This window comes from Bacteroidales bacterium, from assembly GCA_029210725.1.
Taxonomy (GTDB): domain Bacteria; phylum Bacteroidota; class Bacteroidia; order Bacteroidales.
The window spans coordinates 1-17100 of the sequence record JARGFM010000016.1; the positions used below are offsets into that span (position 1 = coordinate 1).

Annotated in this window: 14 protein-coding genes; 9 read left to right on the forward strand and 5 right to left on the reverse strand. The window is 49.0% G+C overall.

Translation table 11 applies throughout. From position 1 onward, the window contains the following. Positions 1-191: 191 nt before the first annotated feature. From P1P86_10185 to P1P86_10200, 4 genes are all read left to right on the forward strand, one after another. Positions 192-362 carry a hypothetical protein gene (locus tag P1P86_10185; GenBank protein MDF1575543.1) on the forward strand — a complete coding sequence of 57 codons (171 nt, stop codon included), beginning with the start codon at positions 192-194 and terminating at the stop codon, positions 360-362. After that, on the forward strand, positions 362-880 hold the full coding sequence (locus tag P1P86_10190) for a DUF3137 domain-containing protein (protein MDF1575544.1): 519 nt from the start codon (positions 362-364) through the stop codon (positions 878-880). Before P1P86_10185 ends, P1P86_10190 begins: the two co-directional genes overlap by 1 nt. Further along, positions 865-1428, forward strand: a complete 564-nt coding sequence (locus P1P86_10195) for a DUF3592 domain-containing protein (protein MDF1575545.1) — start codon at positions 865-867, stop codon at positions 1426-1428. The genes P1P86_10190 and P1P86_10195 overlap by 16 nt, the downstream gene beginning before the upstream one ends. Before the next feature lie 137 nt (positions 1429-1565). After that, the gene (locus P1P86_10200; protein ID MDF1575546.1) at positions 1566-2786 is read left to right on the forward strand and encodes an OmpA family protein; all 1221 of its coding nucleotides are present in this window, start codon (positions 1566-1568) and stop codon (positions 2784-2786) included. A 75-nt stretch (positions 2787-2861) separates the two neighbouring features. Here P1P86_10200 and P1P86_10205 read toward each other — a convergent pair whose 3' ends face one another. Both P1P86_10205 and P1P86_10210 read right to left on the reverse strand, forming a co-directional pair. Further along, positions 2862-4106, reverse strand: coding sequence for a PQQ-like beta-propeller repeat protein (locus tag P1P86_10205; GenBank protein ID MDF1575547.1), 1245 nt, complete (start codon positions 4104-4106; stop codon positions 2862-2864). Between the two features lie 93 nt (positions 4107-4199). Beyond that, entirely contained in the window at positions 4200-4523 is a 324-nt protein-coding gene (locus P1P86_10210; GenBank protein ID MDF1575548.1) for a hypothetical protein, read from the reverse strand. A 143-nt stretch (positions 4524-4666) separates the two neighbouring features. Between P1P86_10210 and P1P86_10215 the strand changes: the two genes are divergently transcribed. After that, positions 4667-5188 carry a hypothetical protein gene (locus tag P1P86_10215; GenBank protein MDF1575549.1) on the forward strand — a complete coding sequence of 174 codons (522 nt, stop codon included), beginning with the start codon at positions 4667-4669 and terminating at the stop codon, positions 5186-5188. 200 nt (positions 5189-5388) lie between these two features. Here P1P86_10215 and P1P86_10220 read toward each other — a convergent pair whose 3' ends face one another. Then, on the reverse strand, positions 5389-7218 hold the full coding sequence (locus P1P86_10220) for an alpha-L-fucosidase (GenBank protein MDF1575550.1): 1830 nt from the start codon (positions 7216-7218) through the stop codon (positions 5389-5391). Between the two features lie 13 nt (positions 7219-7231). Next, positions 7232-8398, reverse strand: a complete 1167-nt coding sequence (locus P1P86_10225) for a helix-turn-helix domain-containing protein (protein ID MDF1575551.1) — start codon at positions 8396-8398, stop codon at positions 7232-7234. Positions 8399-8535: 137 nt separating this feature from the next. Here P1P86_10225 and P1P86_10230 point away from each other — a divergent pair, with 137 nt between their 5' ends. The 4 genes from P1P86_10230 (at position 8536) to P1P86_10245 (ending at position 16169) form a co-directional block, all read left to right on the forward strand. After that, positions 8536-10074: a T9SS type A sorting domain-containing protein gene (locus P1P86_10230; protein ID MDF1575552.1), complete on the forward strand. Its 1539-nt coding sequence runs from the start codon at positions 8536-8538 to the stop codon at positions 10072-10074. Positions 10075-10251: 177 nt separating this feature from the next. Beyond that, positions 10252-12006, forward strand: coding sequence for a DUF5060 domain-containing protein (locus P1P86_10235; GenBank protein MDF1575553.1), 1755 nt, complete (start codon positions 10252-10254; stop codon positions 12004-12006). Positions 12007-12122: 116 nt separating this feature from the next. Further along, on the forward strand, positions 12123-14882 hold the full coding sequence (locus tag P1P86_10240) for a glycosyl hydrolase (GenBank protein ID MDF1575554.1): 2760 nt from the start codon (positions 12123-12125) through the stop codon (positions 14880-14882). Between the two features lie 33 nt (positions 14883-14915). After that, positions 14916-16169 carry an MFS transporter gene (locus P1P86_10245; protein MDF1575555.1) on the forward strand — a complete coding sequence of 418 codons (1254 nt, stop codon included), beginning with the start codon at positions 14916-14918 and terminating at the stop codon, positions 16167-16169. Positions 16170-16203: 34 nt separating this feature from the next. Here P1P86_10245 and P1P86_10250 read toward each other — a convergent pair whose 3' ends face one another. Further along, positions 16204-16968: a hypothetical protein gene (locus P1P86_10250; GenBank protein ID MDF1575556.1), complete on the reverse strand. Its 765-nt coding sequence runs from the start codon at positions 16966-16968 to the stop codon at positions 16204-16206. Positions 16969-17100 lie beyond the last annotated feature (132 nt).

Below are 17100 nucleotides of genomic sequence, written 5' to 3' on the forward strand. Positions count from 1 at the left end.
GCCCACAATGAACGGCCCAAAATCAAAGATGTTGGTGTATACAAATAAATGAGGCCTATCTTTATGTGTCCCTGATAGTTATAGCGTTTTAGACTTTATCTCGTGATAAACTCACGCTAGGTGTAATAGCCCTCATTGCAATAAGTGTCAGCAGCAAAAAATACAGGCTGAACTTCAAAAACAAAATTGTGTTGAAGATAGCGGCGTTTGTAGATGAAAAGCTGGTTTATTCCCCGGAGGATTTTGTTTCGCGGGAAGAGTTTACCCATAGCGCCATTTTCCAGAAATACTGCAACGATTACAGGGTGAAGATCATTTTAAAGGAAAAATCGGGAAAACAGCCATCGAATTTTCAGAGGTAGTGGGAAGGCACGTAAGCACAAGTGGATCCGGCTCAAAACAAAAAAAACAATACACTACCATTTTCAAAGGCCTGTTTTTTGTGGCCGATTTCAATAAACATTTTTATGGGCACACCCTTGTTTTGCCCGACACCGCAGAAAAAATGCTGGGTAAACTTGGGCATAGCCTGCAAGCTTTTTCGTCGAGGGGCGAACTGATCAAACTCGAAGACCCCGAATTTGAAAAAGAATTTTGTGTGTATTCAAACGACCAAGTGGAAGCGCGTTACATCTTATCACCATCCTTAATGCAGCGCATCGTGGAGTTCAAACGAAAATGGAACACAAAAGTATATCTCTCGTTTGGCGATTCAAAAGTTTACATCGCCATAAAAATGAATAAAAACCTTTTCGAAACAAGGCTTTTTAAGAGCATTGTTGATTATAACTTTATTGAAGAGAATATCCGTTTCCTGGTACTGCTTACTGGAATTGTTGAGGACCTGAATTTAAATACACGGATATGGACCAAGAAGTAACACAAGCAGAAAAACGGCCTCGCAAATCAAATGCCACATTTTTTGGGATTATTTTCACACTTGCAGGGGCATTCATATTCTATTTCTTTGGCTGGCCGCCTTTGAAGTATGCCAATGTGTTTAAAAGCTGGCTTAAAACTGTCGGTACTATTACAAAGTCGGAAGTCGACAGCTGGATGAAAGACGGTAATTCGCAATATGAGGCTGTTATAAATTACTCCTATCAGGTTGCGGGGAAACAATACAACTCCTCAAAGATTACAGTGGGGGGATCAGGTTCGAGTTCTAGCATGTCCAGAGCAAAAAGCACTGTTCAGCACTACCCCCAGGGAAAAACCTTGGATGTTTTTTACGATCCTGGGGTGCCCGATTCAGCGGTGCTTAAACCAGGTGTCGGGGGAGGTGATATCGTCTTAGCCGGAATACCTCTGATATTTTTTATTATCGGCCTGCTTGTTCTTTTTCAAGTGATTAAACCAACAAGATCATACAGCAATCGGCCAATCCGGGGCGGAAGAATTGACATTCGCGATCTTTTGAAAAGATAATGGTCATTGCAAAGAATGTTTGATCCTCAAATCACTCAGCGGTGAGATCTAGATCCTCTGCCAAATCCCACAAACATGGGATGGTACTGCCCTGATCTATCCTTTATCTTGATTCATAATTTATAAACGGATCTGTCATGAAAACAACAGCCTTAATTCCGGGGATCGTTATAGTGGCCCTGCTGATCGTACAACCGGCATATTCTCAGGAGAACCCCCTTCAAAAGATCAGGAAAGAGAGCCACAGGAAGATTAATAAGAACATTGAGAAGCTGTTTGATGAAAAGGGAAAAGAGGAAACCCCGCCAGCTCAGCCGCAGCCTGTTTTGGAAGAGCAAGCTCAACAACAGCAGCAGGCTCCCGGTCAGGTACAGCAGGCCGGGGAAGAGGCGAAGGAGGATAAGCCGGAACTGACCTGGGCCAAGTATGATTTTGTGCCGGGCGACCGGGTCATTTTTGAAGATAACCTGGAGGGGGAGGAAAACGGAGAGTTCCCATCCCGCTGGGACCTGATAAGGGGAAATGTGGAGGTCGCCCGGTTTGGAGGAGAGAATGTGATTATGTTCAGGGACGGGGCACCCGAAATTGTTCCTTACTTTAAAGAGGCCAGGGAGGACTATCTGCCCGAGGTATTTACCGTGGAATTGGATATCTACTGCGATAATTCGGATTTTTGTGTCTACCTGTATGACAGAAAGAACCAGAAATCGGGAAGTCCTACCGGATATACAGACCTGGCGGTTGATTCTGAAAGGATGGATTTTGGTCAGTCAAACAGCGCCCATCCAGATGCCAGAACTTTGCCGGAGAGGAGGTGGATGCATGTATCGATAGCTTATACCAATGGAAAGCTGAAGGCCTATATGGATGAGACCCGTCTGATAAACATTCCGCGAATTGATTTTGATCCTAAAGGGATAACTCTTCATACCTATCATGCCAGGAATGACAAACTTTTCTACGTGAAGAACATACGGATCGCCGGGGGAGGGGTAAAGTATTACGACCGGGTGATGCAGGATGGCAAGATCATTGCAAACGGAATCCGCTTTGATACAGGAAAATCTACCCTGAAACCGGAATCCATGGGGGTGATCAATGAGATTTATCGCCTGATGGAACAAAACCCGGAGTTGAAATTCAGTGTGGAGGGACATACCGACAATGTGGGTGATGATGCCAGCAACCTGAACTTATCGGCCGATCGGGCTGAGCGGGTGATGAAAACCCTGATCGATATGGGGATATCCCCAGACCGGCTCAGCTCAAAGGGTTTGGGCGAGACTATGCCCATGGACGATAATAATTATCCGGAAGGACGGGCAAATAACCGCAGGGTGGAATTTGTGAAAATTTAATTTTTTAGGTTTTAGGTAGATCCGTGCCTGAATGGGGATGGTGCCAAGGCCCGGAGGGGCTGCAGGCACCATCCTTTATTTAATCCGGTAAGCCATCAGGGCATCGCCGTGCCGGATATACAGCACTCCGTTTGCCACCACGGGATGGGCGAAATGCTGTCCGCTTCCCTCTTTCACATTCATCTGACCGGCCTGTTCCAGTTTTTTTTGTTCATAGTTGACCAGGTTGATGGTTCCGTTGTTGCCGTAGATGATAAATTTGTGATCTGTGTATATGATACTCCCGGTGGCCACCTTTAAGGTGTCGGCCACTGCTCCGCTTTCCGGGTCCAGGGCCACCAGCCTGTTCCCTTTTACGGTAGTAAACAACTTTCCGTCCACAACTACCAGTCCCCCGAAATTATTCAGCACCTGATTATTGCGCCATACTTCGCTGATCAGCTCCCCGTTTCCGGAAAGTTCCAGTTTTACAGCCCCCTGTCCGGGTACATCGTTGGCCACGTAGTAGATATGGCCATCTGAATACACCGGTGTATTGCAGTGTTCTCCATCGTATTCATACCCTTCCAGTTTGTAGGAGGCAAGCACACTGCCGTTGCTCCGGTCCACGATAAATAGATGGTGACGGGAGGTGGTCATCAGGATCGGACGCTCATTCAGGTCAATGAGTACGGGGGATCCGTATGCAAAGGTGTCGCGGTGCGCCGACTGTGTCCAGACAATTTTTCCGGTGAACCTGTCCAGAGCTGCCAGATTGGTGCCGGGGCCACCCGGGAAACAGTACACATGATCTTCATCCACCGCCACGGATTCAGAATAGCCGAAGTATCCCAGTATTCCATCCAGGTATCCGGTAATATTGACCGACCATAATTCCTTCCCCGCAGTGAGCTCGAAGCAGGAAATCTGACCCTGGCCCGAAGAGCTGTAAACGCGTTTGCCATAAACGGTGGGAGTAGACCTGTCGCCCGGGTAGGTGCTGGAGAAACCCTCGCCCAGAAACTCTTTTCCGTTGGGCGACTTCCAGAGTAGCCGGCCTTCCAGATCCAGGGCGAACAGGAAGCTGTTACCCTCCTGTTCGCCGTTGACAAATAGCCCTTCCGCTGTTACCGCAGGAGCAGCAAAACCTCTGCCCAGTCCCTCAAACACCCAGAGAAGTTCGGGAACTTCTTCCGGCCACTGGTCCAGCAGGTCCGTTTCGTGAAATATGCCATCGCGATTGGCTCCCCGCCATTGCGCGCTTTTTTCGATACGCTCCTGCATGCAGCCCTGGCCGGCAAGCAGAGCAATTACCGGAATTAGAATAGCTAAGTTTTTCATGGTCCGGTAAAACTACGGAAACTTTCCAATACCATCGTTCAAAATCAGTCAGGGACCTGAAAGTGGGGCAAAGTCTCCGGTGGAACGGCTGAACTACTCCATGGATCGCTTTCGCTTTTTAAACCACCCCTTCATTTTATCCCTGATTAACAGGACCACCTCTTTTCCAAGAAAGGCCAGCGAAGCATAGAACAGAACTTCCCCGGCTATAAAGACTCCGAGTATGATTCCGCCTGTCTGAGCTGCCTTTAAACTCAGAGAGCGGCCGATGGCGCCCCCTATCACCGGGGATCCTAATATAAGCACATAACTGATCACCTGGACCACCAGCATGGCTTTTTTAAAGGGAGTATTGGCCAGGTCACGGATGGTTCTTACCCGGGCGGTCTCCTGGCTGCTTGTTTCCTGGTCTTTCATCCTGAGTAAACAACACGGACTTAAAAAGGTTGCCTTCCAAAGAGTTTTAATAAAGCAATGCAACTACTTTTTCTGTTTCCTGGTCTTTGAAATCATAAGAGTCGCCATTTTACGTTTCCTATAGTAAACCTAAATATACAGCCATGAGAAAAATCTTTATTAAGCCCGTAATTCTATTAAGCCTTATAGCCTTTGCGGTTTTTGTCAGCTCCTGTAATAAGAGCCAGGATATCGACGAAGCTGATCTGATTGGTACCTGGGATATCGGGCAGGCTTCCGTGGATATTAAAGTGGGGCCCATAAGCCTCTTCCAGTTTGTAAAAACCACGCTTCAGTTCAGCGACCAGGAGGCGCAGGACCTGGTGGATGAGCTGGCCTCCGAATTTGACGAGTTTGGCGGAACCATCACTTTCAATGCCGATTATTCCTACCAGATGCTTCATGGTGATTTTGCGGAGAACGGAACCTGGGAACTGGACGAAGAAAAGTTGTACATGACCAAAAACGGTGAAATGCAGGAGGATGACCCCATGACGGTTGAAAGTCTGGATAGCTCATCTGCACTGATCTCCTGGAAAGAAGACCAGGAGGTTGATATCACGGAGGACGGCTCCAGCGATTTTACAGCCACTCTGGTCATCGAACTTAATCTGTCGAAGCAATAAGCGGCAGTTTATACCTGGTTCAGGACCTTCCTTTGATAAGCCTGGTGTTTTAACTGAAGCGATGAAGGCATTTGCTTCTTATCCTCCAGGATCGTATTCAGCAGGAATGCAGACGATGAAATAGAGGGCTTAACTCTTTATCAGAATGGGGAACACAAGGCCAGGAAAGTTGAATAGCCCCCGGAAGCTGCGGTAACAGATTAATCCGGCCCCAGCCAGAGCCACTGAAAGCCCATTTCTTCTTTCTTCCCCGGTTTGATCTCCAGGGTGATGGTATAGTAACCCGGTTCAGTGAACTCCAGTTGTCCCAGGCGGTGGGAGTTAAAGCTGTCAATCTGCCAGTTGCTGTTGGGCTCTCCAACGAATCGTCCCGTATTCCTGAAGGTCCCGGACAGCAGCCCCGCTTCCGATTTCACGGTGATTTCCCCGTTTCCTTCTTCTCCCTGGTAATTGTAGGAGAGGTCGGTCTGTAAAGTAAGCGGATGGTCAATGAAGATTTTCCATTGATAGCTGCTCTTTTCAGACACCTGGATGTGCACGGGAATGGTGCCTCTTCGTGTGGGTGGCTGCAGCTCTTTACTTCCCTTCAGAAGAGTCGCATTGGATGGAGTGAGGGAGTAGCCCCCGTAGAGCGATTCTGCCACCAGGCCTTCTTCTGTGGCGGGGTAATGGTCATATTCCAGGACCACTACCGGGACCAGCGGATCCGGCTGCTCTGGCGGGAGTTCAATCCGGGTGATCACCTCCTTGTTGCTGTAAGGAAGAGTTTGCTGTTCCGGATCGGCCAGCAGCCAGGCATTTACCGGACTCCCCTGTATGCCGGAAACAGTGAGCCTCTGGTTCAGGGGCCAGTTATACAGGTGCAGGTAGAGCCTGGTGGTCCCGTCCGGATTTTGTTTGCAGGTGATCTTTCCCCAGTCGTGCTGATCCTTTGCCAGGTCGAAGGCCTGGCTCCCGTAAATCGATTCGCCATTCACCTGAAGCCATTTCCCCATTTCCGCCAGGCGCTTCTCTATTTCATAGGGGACCTGGCCATTGGCACGGGGACCGATATTCAGCATCAGGTTGCCGTTGAGGCTTGCATTTCCGATCAGAGAATGAAGCAGAGTTGTGGTCGATTTCCACTGCTGCTCCCGGGCGTGATAGCCCCAGGAATGTGCCACGGTGGCAGGCGACTGCCAGGGGAATTCCTCCTTCTTGCTTCCCGGCTGGTTGTCTCCCAGGGTTTTGAAATCAATGTCACTGTCCTCCTCGATGGAGAGTCCCAGGCGGGAATTGATCAGGCAATCTGGCTGGAGTTCACGGATGAGGCTTTTAAGCTGCAGCAGCTGGTCTTTTGTGACACAGGTCTGGGAATGATGGATCCACATGTCGAACCAGATCAGTCCGATTTCTCCGTAGTTGGTCAGAAGTTCTTGCATCTGCGGGATCACTTTCTCCTGCCAGTAGCGGTCATAATCCTCCGCTGAAATTCCATAAATCTCTTTGGAATGATCCCATCCATCCGGGTGTTCCCAGTCGACCCAGTGCGAATAATAGAGCCCCATCTTCAATCCGTGCTTGTGGCAGGCAGTGGCCAGTTCCCGGATGATATCCCGTTTTGGATGGGTGAATTCTGCCACATCGTAAGCACTTACCTGGCTGTCCCACAGCGCGAAACCATCGTGATGCTTGGCGGTGATGGTGACAAATTTCATTCCGGCCTTTTTTGCCAGAAGCACCCACTGTTCGGGATCAATGCACTCCCAGTCGAAGCGCTTGAGTAGGGTGGTATATTCCTCCCTGGCTATACGGTTCCGGTAATAGATCCATTCGGCATAATCATTGTCGTTTCTGAGTTTTTCTCCCTTCCAGATTCCTTCAGCCCCGCTGTATACTCCCCAGTGGATAAACATTCCATAGCGTGCTTCGGTGAACCACCGGGTACGTTCATTGCTGTTTCTCTGTCCCGGGCTCTCCATAACGAGCATGCTCAGAAAACTGATCATGGCGATTGTTTTAATGGCGATTTGTTTATGGTGTGGGTCCATATTTATAGAATTATTACCTGAGATCTTCAGCATTTTTCTCCCGGAATGCCCCGGGGGTCATTCCGGTTTCAAGACGGAAGGCATGAACAAATGAGTTATAGCTATTAAAGCCAGACAGTTCTGAAATGCTCTTGGTGGAGAAGTTGTGGTATTTCTTTTGAGAGAAGAGGCGCACTGCTTCAGCCACCCGGAAGGAGTTCACGTAAGTTTTGAAGTTTTTGTTAAAATGCTTCTTTATCAACTCTGAGATATAGGTTCGATTGGTATCCAGATGGGCTGCCACATCAGTGATTTTCAGATCGGCATTGAGCCAGGGTTGTTCTTCGATAAAATATCGCTCCACCTGAACCCTGAGTTTGCCAAGCCGGCCCGGAGAACTTTCCACTGTTTCCTGAGCAGATGAGTCCGGGATCAGGTAGAATTCTTTGTTCTCGATGTATCTCTGGTGATTGGTAACTAAGGCGATGGTAAAAAAAATGATGCTGAGTCCAAAAAATGACACAATAATCTCGATATCCCTTGCGCCGTCGATATAGCTGTTTCCTTTCAGAATCAGGTACAGACCCAGCAGTGAGGCAGCAGGATAGGTCATATAAAAGAAAGGTATCCAGTTAAAAAGACTGCGGTTAAGGCCGGAGAAGTAGTTATTAACTTGAATTTTGTGCCGGGCAATAAGTTTCATGCACAGAAAGCAATACAGAACAATCTGGATCACCACCACAAGTTTTGATAAGTAATTTGTCAGGAAGAAAAGTGATTGCGGATACGATGCATCAAGAAATGACACAGATCCCCGGGCATATCCGGTTAAACGGTTTGCCGGAACGATGGTATGCAGAACCAGGGACGTAACAGTAAGTAAAAGTGCAGGAAGGATGTGGGGCAGGTCGCTTACCATTAACTTCTGCCTGAGGGTGACCGCACGGATGTAAAAGAATACCATGGGAAATACCATGTTGAGGCTAAAAAAGAAGAGGGGCTCCATGGCCATGTAAAGATCCATGTTCCTGGTGTAGAAGGGAAATATGGAGGAAAAGAGCATGGAAAAGAAGGCCATCAACAGGGCGATATAGAACCCCGGATTCCTGCGTGAATGGTTCCTGAAAAAAATTACAAGAGCCCAGAAAAAAGTCGTAAAAATGGGCGTTAGGAGTGCAATTGTCTTTAGGCTGATGCTCATTGCATTAAAACTAATTATTTTTTGTGATTTCTGATATTCAATTGAGAATTCTTATGGGATAGGTCGGGTCACTTTGCGTATTATTGTTAGCTCGAAACCAAATCCCGGCAATTATGATAAAGAACTCTACTTTTACAATGCCCAGAGCATTTTTTTCCCCGGCACTCATCTTGTTGTTGTGGATCCTGCTCTCCTTGAACAGTTATTCACAGACCCATCAGTATTTCTTCTCGGAAGTGGGGCAGACCCGGGAGTATCTCTCGAGTGGTTTTTGCAAAACACAAAACTACTACTGGGACCAGGGAGTGATGGACCGTGAGGGGAATATCTATTTTGTCTTTGTAGATAATTACAATCTGTATTACCACAGATCTGATGATAATGGGCTTACCTGGACAGAGCAACAGCTTACAACACCGCAGGATGGAAAGATTTTCACCGCCATGGTGGCCCTTACTCAGGACGATAGCCTGGTGATTACCTATGCGGCTAACCAGGGATTCTCCAATGGAACGGTTTCCTTTGGCTCAGAGTTTATCTACGACCTTTATGGAGCTGTTCAGAGCAAGGATGCCTGGACCATTACGCCCCTGAAAATGCATACAAATAACAGTGGTCTGCTTCCCTTTGGAACTATTACAACAAAATCGGGCCTGGTCCATGTAATCCTGCATAAATATGGATGGTACAATTATGGAGGAGAACTGTATGAAGTCATGTATGATCCTGGTGCGAGAACATGGTCAGCCATAGAAACCATCAAGATTTTTAATGATCGCCCCGTGGACAGGGGTACCAACTATCTCTGCAAGCTGGCCGAAGGACAAAATGATACCATAATTTGTGTTTATCAACGACATGCTGACACCCAGGGTTTGAACAATATTGAAGTGATTAAGAAGGGTGCGGGTGGATGGACCGAACCCGAAATAATTCTGGGCAACAGCGACTACTCCACATACAACCGTTTTGATCTGGATTATGACCGTCACGGACATTTCTACCTGGGCTACTTTATCCCGTTTGGCCCAGACGGGCCCGAACTCCATATGGCGCACAACTCGACTACCGACTTTACAAAATATGAGATCTTTGCCTCCACGGATACCCTCCAGAAGATGAGTATTCATCCTTATCCGGATGCTGAGGCCTATGTATATCTGAATTTTAAGGATTCACTTCCGGAGATTTTAAAGTTAAATCAGGAGGGTCTGAACTTTACGAACTACCTTCCGGCTTTCGAAGCAGAGGACTCACTGGATGTGATGCGTTTCCTTTACCAGATAAATATGAAGAATAATTTTTCCGGCATACCGGGTCTGTTTGCGTTTACCAACCGTTATCAGGGAAGGGATATAAATACGGTGTATTCCTACCCATTGGTTTTCGCAACCATCGATCTTGCTGCGCCATATGACCCCACAGGAATTGGTCTGGCACCGGAATTCTCTGTTGATATCTACCCCAACCCAGCGGGTGACTATGTAACAATCCGCTTTCCTGAAGATCATAATCACGGCACCCTGAAGTTATTTGATTTGATGGGGCGCTGCGTATTGCACTATGAAGTGGAGAATAATGCATCAGTGTCTTTGTCAAATCTGCAAAAGGGGCTCTATCTCTACCAGCTTTCTTTGGAAGGAATAAAGCAACAGGGCAGGCTCATCAGGAAATAAGAACCCTGATTTTTTCTCAAGGGGATTATTCCTATATTTATATACCCGGGGTTCAATCAGGGCTCCGGGCCGGTTATATATATAAAAATCATGAGACAACTCGCATTTCTTTTACTTCTTCTGTGTGCATTTTCATGTCAAACTGACTCAAAATCAGATATTTCAGTCCTGGGGGAATTGAAACAATGGCATAAAGTGACCCTGCTGGTTCCCGGTCCCCTGACCTCGGAGCATGCCGCTGAGAACCCCTTTCTCGATAACCGGCTGGATGTTACTTTTTCCCGCGGAACAGAATCATTCATTGTCCCGGGATTCTATGCGGCCGATGGCCGGGCGGCTGAGAGCTCGGCCGGGGAAGGGGCTGTCTGGAAGGTGCATTTCAGGCCGGATATGACAGGCTCCTGGAAGTATAAGGTCTCTTTTTTAAGGGCAAAAAATATAGCGGTGCTGGATGGAGATACGGGCGGTGAGCCGGTGGGGGCGGATGGGGCGGAAGGGACTTTTGAGGTTGGCCCGTCGGATAAGGTTCTGCCCGATTTTCGTGCCCGCGGCCGGATTATCAACGGGGGGAAGGGTTATTTCAGAATTCAGGGAAGCGATGAGCTCTGGATTAAGAATGGGGCAGACAGTCCCGAAAATTTTCTGGCCTATGAGGATTTTGACCAGACCATGAGATTCAGCCTGAAAACGGAAATTCGTGAAGGTGAGGCGGATCCGGAAAAGCAGATTCACAGGTATGCAGCTCACCAAAGCGATTGGAAAGCCGGCGATCCCGTCTGGCAGGATGGAAAGGGAAAAGGGATTATCGGAGCGGTGAATTATCTTCAGTCGGCAGGCGTCAATTCCATTTATATGCTGACCATGAATATCCTGGGAGACGGGAAGGATGTATGGCCTTATACCGATTATAACGAGCGCTACAGGTTCGACTGCAGCAAGCTGGATCAGTGGGAGCTGGTGTTTGATCATATGGATAGCCTGGGGGTGATGGCTCATTTTGTCCTGCAGGAAACCGAAAACGAAGTTTTGCTTGATGGAGGGTATACCGATATGCAGCGACGGGTATATCTGCGTGAGCTGATGGCCCGCTTTGGTCACCACCTGGGGGTTATCTGGAACCTTGGCGAAGAAAATGGTCCGGCCCACTGGTCGCCCATCGGTCAGACCGACCAGCAGAAAAAGGATATGGCCGCTTATATCAGGGCACTCAGTCCCTGGCCGGTCATGGTGATGCTGCACACACATTCCAACGATGAGCTCCAGGAGTCCTACCTCTTACCCATGCTGGGTACAGGCTCCATCGATGGACCTTCCATGCAGGTGGCCGATCCCACCCGCGTGCATGAGCGGATGAAGAGATGGATCGGGGCTTCTGAAGAAGCAGGGGAACGCTGGGTGGTTTGTGTGGACGAGATTGGTCCACACTGGCAGGGGGTCATGCCCGATGCAGATGATCCGGAGCATGATACCGTGCGGAATCATTGCCTGTGGGGGAGTCTCCTGGCAGGGGGAGCCGGGGTGGAGTGGTATTTTGGTTACCGTTATGCCCACAATGACCTGGGCCTGGAAGATTTCAGAAGCCGGGAAAACTGGTGGTTCCAGTCCACCCTGGCCACCCGCTTTATGAACCGCTTTCCGCTGGAAGAGATGAGCAGCCGGGACGAGCTGGTCGATACCCCCGGGGCATACTGCCTGGCCAAGGAGGGAGCGCTCTACCTGGTATATCTGCCTGCGGGATCGCCACCTGCTAGGCTGTTTCTGAACCAGAGTGTTCCGTTGAAAGTATCCTGGTTTAATCCGCGTAAGGGCGGTGAGTTGCAGCAGGGAAGTGTCGCCTACATCGGGGAAGCCGGCCTTCAGGCGCTGGGTACGCCACTGTCCGGTCCGGAAAGGGACTGGGTAGTCGTGTTGTCAGGAGCGGATCTCCCGTAAATTTTCCGGGCCGGTTTTCCTGCTTCCCGTTTCAATCTCCCGGATCATGCAGGATCTGGGGAAAAATGTACTTTTAATGGTTATCCAGCAACTGATTTAAGATTTGGCTACACGGCATGAAACAGCTTTTTTTATTCCTTTTTCTTGTTCTGGCTGTTCAGAGTGCTTGTGCCCGGAGTGGGGAACGGTCCGGTGGTTCAGAATACTGGCCACCTGTAATGAAGGAGTCTAAACCGTGGACACGCTGGTGGTGGATGGGCAGTGCGGTGAGAGAAGCTGAACTGGAACGATTGCTGAACGATTATGCTTCAAAGGGATTCGGGGGTGTTGAAATTACTCCCATTTACGGGGTCAGAGGGGAAGAGAGCAATTATATAGACTTTCTTTCTCCGGAGTGGATGGAGATGCTCTCCCTGACCATCGGGGCAGCCTCCCGGAATCAAATGGGAGTGGATATGAATACGGGCACCGGCTGGCCCTTTGGCGGGCCCCATGTCACTTCAGAACATGCGGCAAAGAGGCTCCGCTTTTATTCCCTGGAGAGGGCTGCTGGTGATTCCATCCAATCCTTCATAAAGGGCTTTGCTTCAAAGCAAGGAGAGACTCTGCTGGCCCTCTCCGGAATCAGCGAATCCGGAGAACGGCTCAACCTCCTGCAACAACAGGCAAAGCCGGGAGGATTCGATAACGGCGTGTGGACTCTTTATGCCGCGACTCAGGAGAATACCGGTCAGCTGGTGAAACGGGCAGCTCCGGGAGGCGAGGGACCCGTCTTCAATCATTTTTCCAGGGCGGCCACGGAACAATATCTGGACCGCTTCGATGCTGCCATGCAGGGAATAAATCCAGGTATTCGATGCTTTTTCAACGATAGTTATGAACTGGGTTATGCGAGCAGTACAGACGATTTGTTTGAGACTTTTAAACGCAGAAAGGCTTACGATTTATCTCTCTATCTGATGGAGTTGTCGGGCCAGGGGAGTGATGATATTACCGGCCGAATAAAAGCTGATTACCGGGATGTACTCGGGAAAATGCTCCTGGAGAATTTTACGGAAACATGGAACTCCCGGGCACACAGCTACGGGATCAGGACCAGGAATCAGGCACACGGTTCGCCTGCAAACCTGCTGGATCTCTATTCCCTGGTAGATGTGCCTGAAGTGGAGACTTTTAATGCGACTTTCTTTCCCTTTCTGGAAAAATATCTGGCAAAAAACGGGACCAAATACACTGAAAGCAATCGTTTATTCAGGAAACTGGCCACTTCCGCGGCGCATATGAAGGGGGGAAGACTGGTTTCCTGTGAAACCTTTACCTGGCTGAATGAACATTTCAGGACCCCCCTGTACCAGTGCAAGCCTGAGATTGATCATCTTTTTGCCGAAGGGATCAACCATCTTATCTTTCATGGTACGGCCTACTCCCCCGAAACGGCTGAATGGCCGGGCTGGCTTTTTTATGCCTCCGTGCACATGGAACCAAACAATCCTCAATGGGAAGATATTGGTGCTATGAATAGCTATATAACCCGCTGCCAGTCAGTGCTTCAGCAGGGAGAGCACCGCAGCGATCTGTTGGTTTACTGGTCGCCGGACGAATACAATCACTCGCCGGAGGGGCTGGAGCTGAGACTTTCCCTGCATACTGCCGGGAACTGGATGAGGATGCCGGAAATAGATAGCTTGTACGACAAAGGCTATCAGTTTGACTTTATTTCCGACAGGATCATTGCTTCATGTGAGGTCAGGGATGGAAGGATTTTCACCCATGGGAAGGTGCCTTATACGGCCATTTTTATACCGAAGCTTCAGAGAATCCGGCTGGAGACCTTCAAAAAACTGCTTCAGATGGCTGAGAAAGGAGCCCCCGTAATCTTCAGCAACATCCCGGAGCGGGTTACCGGATTCAGAGACTTTCAAATGCAGGAGGCGGAACTTGCCGCTCTGATTGCCTCTCTGAGATTCGACGAGCAGCGGGGAATCCGTATGGCTTCCCGTGGAGAAGGTTCTGTCTTTCAAGGCGAACTGCAGCAGGTGTTGGCTTTTCTCGGCATTACCAGGGAGACGCTGGCTGACCATGGTATTAAAGCTATATCCAGGATTACGGATAAAGGCACGTACTATTTTATTGCCAATCACGAACGGGAAGGGATTGATGCCTGGGTAAGTTTCTGCCGCGGAGGGAGATCTGCCTTATTCATGGATCCCATGAGCGGTCAGGTAAGCCAGGCTGAATCAACGTTCGATGGGGAAGCAGGACGGGTACACGTGGTGCTGAAACCCGGGGCTTCCATGATCATCTTCTTTACCAACGAAGAGGTGGCCGGTGTGGATCCGCATCCTTATTACAGGGAAGAAGACAAAATGGAGCTTCCGGGCCCCTGGTCATTGAAAACTATCAGGGGTTTTCAGGCATATCCGACGGATACCTTACTTGTAAAACCTGTTTACTGGAGTGATATCTCCGGGGCTGACTTTAAACGCTTTGCAGGGACCTGCGAGTATTCAACCCGTTTTCACCTGGACAAAATCCCCGGAGATAATTACCTGCTCCGTTTTGAAGGGGTGGAGGCCTCGGCCCGGGTATTTGTGAACGGGCAGGAGGCAGGTGTGCTCTGGAGCTTCCCCTTTGAGATGAAAGTGGGGCATTTGTTGCAAGAGGGAGAGAATGAACTCCGGGTCCGGGTATCGAATCTGGGGGCAAATGCAATCAGGGAACTGGACCGGCGCCGGACTGACTGGAAAAAGTTTCATGACATTAACTTTGTGAACGTGGATTACAAATCCTTCGATGCATCCGGCTGGGATATTCTTCCATCCGGCATCGGAGGAATCGTGGAACTGGTCCGGCTGAAACCCGGAAATTGCCTTTAAATTGCCATTTTTGCTTTTATAAACGACAAACATATGAAACGCTCATTCTACCTCCTTATCCTGATCTTCCTGGTCTTTTTTGCCATCTCCTTTCTGACCAATATCCTGGGATCCATCAATCCCAATGTGACGGATAGTTTTGCACTGTCGGGTACGCTGACCGGCATGCTTCCCTTCTCCTTTTTCATTGCCTACGCCATCATGTCTATTCCTTCCGGCATGTTTGTGCAGCGCTACGGGGAGAAAAGGAGCCTCATCCTGGCCTGGATCCTGGCCTTTTCGGGGGCCCTGATCTTCTCCACCTTCCCGAAGTTTCCAGTATTCCTGGGGTCGCTTTTTCTGATCGGAAGCGGTATGGCCCTGCTGCAGGTGGCCCTTTATCCGCTGCTGAGAGTGGTTGGAGGCGAGGAGCACTTTGCCTTTAATTCGGTTATCGCACAGCTGGTATTCGGAGCGGCCTCCTTTGTGAGCCCTTTCGTATACTCTTATCTGGTCACGAACCTGGGGAATCCTGCTTCTGAAGGAGGATTCTTGCTTGACCTGATTTCAAAACTGACTCCGCTTCAGCTGCCCTGGGTCTCAATCTACCTGGTATTTTCACTGGTCAGTTTTCTGATGTTGGTGATCATCCTCTCCACCAGGTTTCCTGTTGTTATTCGCAGGGAGGATGAGATCGTTGGCGCCTGGGCCACTCATCTGGAGTTATTCAGAAGCCGGAAAGTCATTCTCTTTTTCCTGGGGATATTTGCTTACGTGGGAACGGAGCAGGGGATCGCCAACTGGATTTCTGAATTCCTGAGAACCTATCACGGGCTGGCTCCGGAGCTGGAAGGGGCCAGGACCGTTGGCATGTTCTGGGGCATGATGACCCTTGGCTGCTTCCTTGGACTGGGTCTGCTCAAACTCCTGGATAGCAGGCTGGTGCTTGGGATTTTTACCTCTGCGGCCCTGGTAATATTAACTTTCACCCTGTTTGGGAGTGTGAAAGTGGCCCTCTTTGGTTTTGCAGCGCTGGGTTTTTGTCTTTCGGTCATGTACGCCATCATCTTTTCCCTGGCGCTGAACAGCGTCACCAGGTATCATGGCTCTTTTGCCGGAATTCTCTGCACAGCCATAGCCGGGGGAGCCATCTTTTCTTTGTTGATAGGGCGGTTGAAGGATATGATCGGACTGCAGCCCGGGATGGTAATTCTTTACCTGCCGCTGGTCTATATCCTGAGCATTGCTTTCTGGGCCAGACCCCTGGTTAGCAATGCCACCATCCGGAAGTCGGGAGAAAAGAGCTGAGTGTCCGGCTGATCCGTGACCAGTGGCCGCACAGCTACTCAATAGCCTTCAACCTGGTAAAGAAGAGTTCCGGCTCGAGGATCTCTTCCGCAGATGGAGGCCGGTTGTGCAGAAGTATCTTAATACCTGGCTTTAAACCGGTCTCGTCCAGGAATTCGGTCAGATAGTAGGCAGAATACTTGTAAAACACATGATATTCATTTTCAGGCTTGTTCAGGTCCGGGATTTTTTTTGGGATATAGGGTCGCTTTCTGGAGATGGTCTGTTTCATTTTCCGGGTGACATATTCACAGATTCCCTCTTCAATGAATCTTGGTCCCGGATCCTCCCGGTGGCTGTAGATCCTGAAAAAGGACTGGTAGGCCCGGTCCACATATATTTGATCCTGCCGCAGCATTTCAATACTGATCTGGTAAATATAGTGATGCATCAGCTCATGAAACACCGCTGCTTTTACGAACAGGTTGCTGCTCAGAATTGTATCACGGTTGCTTCCAGGAAGCGCGTCCAGTTCATAGGCAATAAATATCTCCGCATTATTTATAAAAATCTCATTGGGATAGTAGTTGCCAAGTTCCAGCGGGTTCTGATCATTGTTCTCAGAAAGATTCTCCGTATAAAGGTTGGCGTTGTAAAGGGTGTCGCCAATGAAGGCCTGGAACTCCCGGATCAGGGCCTCTGCATTTTCTTCCACATAAAGATCGATCCCTTTGCTGGTAGGCCGCCCGTTATTTAACGGGTATTCTGGCTTTCCCTGAAGTGGAAGCAGCAAGGTGAGTATAATAAGCAAGCCGGACATCTTCCATAAATTTAAACTACCTGCTATTAATTATCAAACTTGGAAATCATGGGAACAAATTGTATTATTGTCTCAAATGATTACAATAGAAAGTGTTAAAAATTTATAACTAAATTCAAGCAATTGATAACT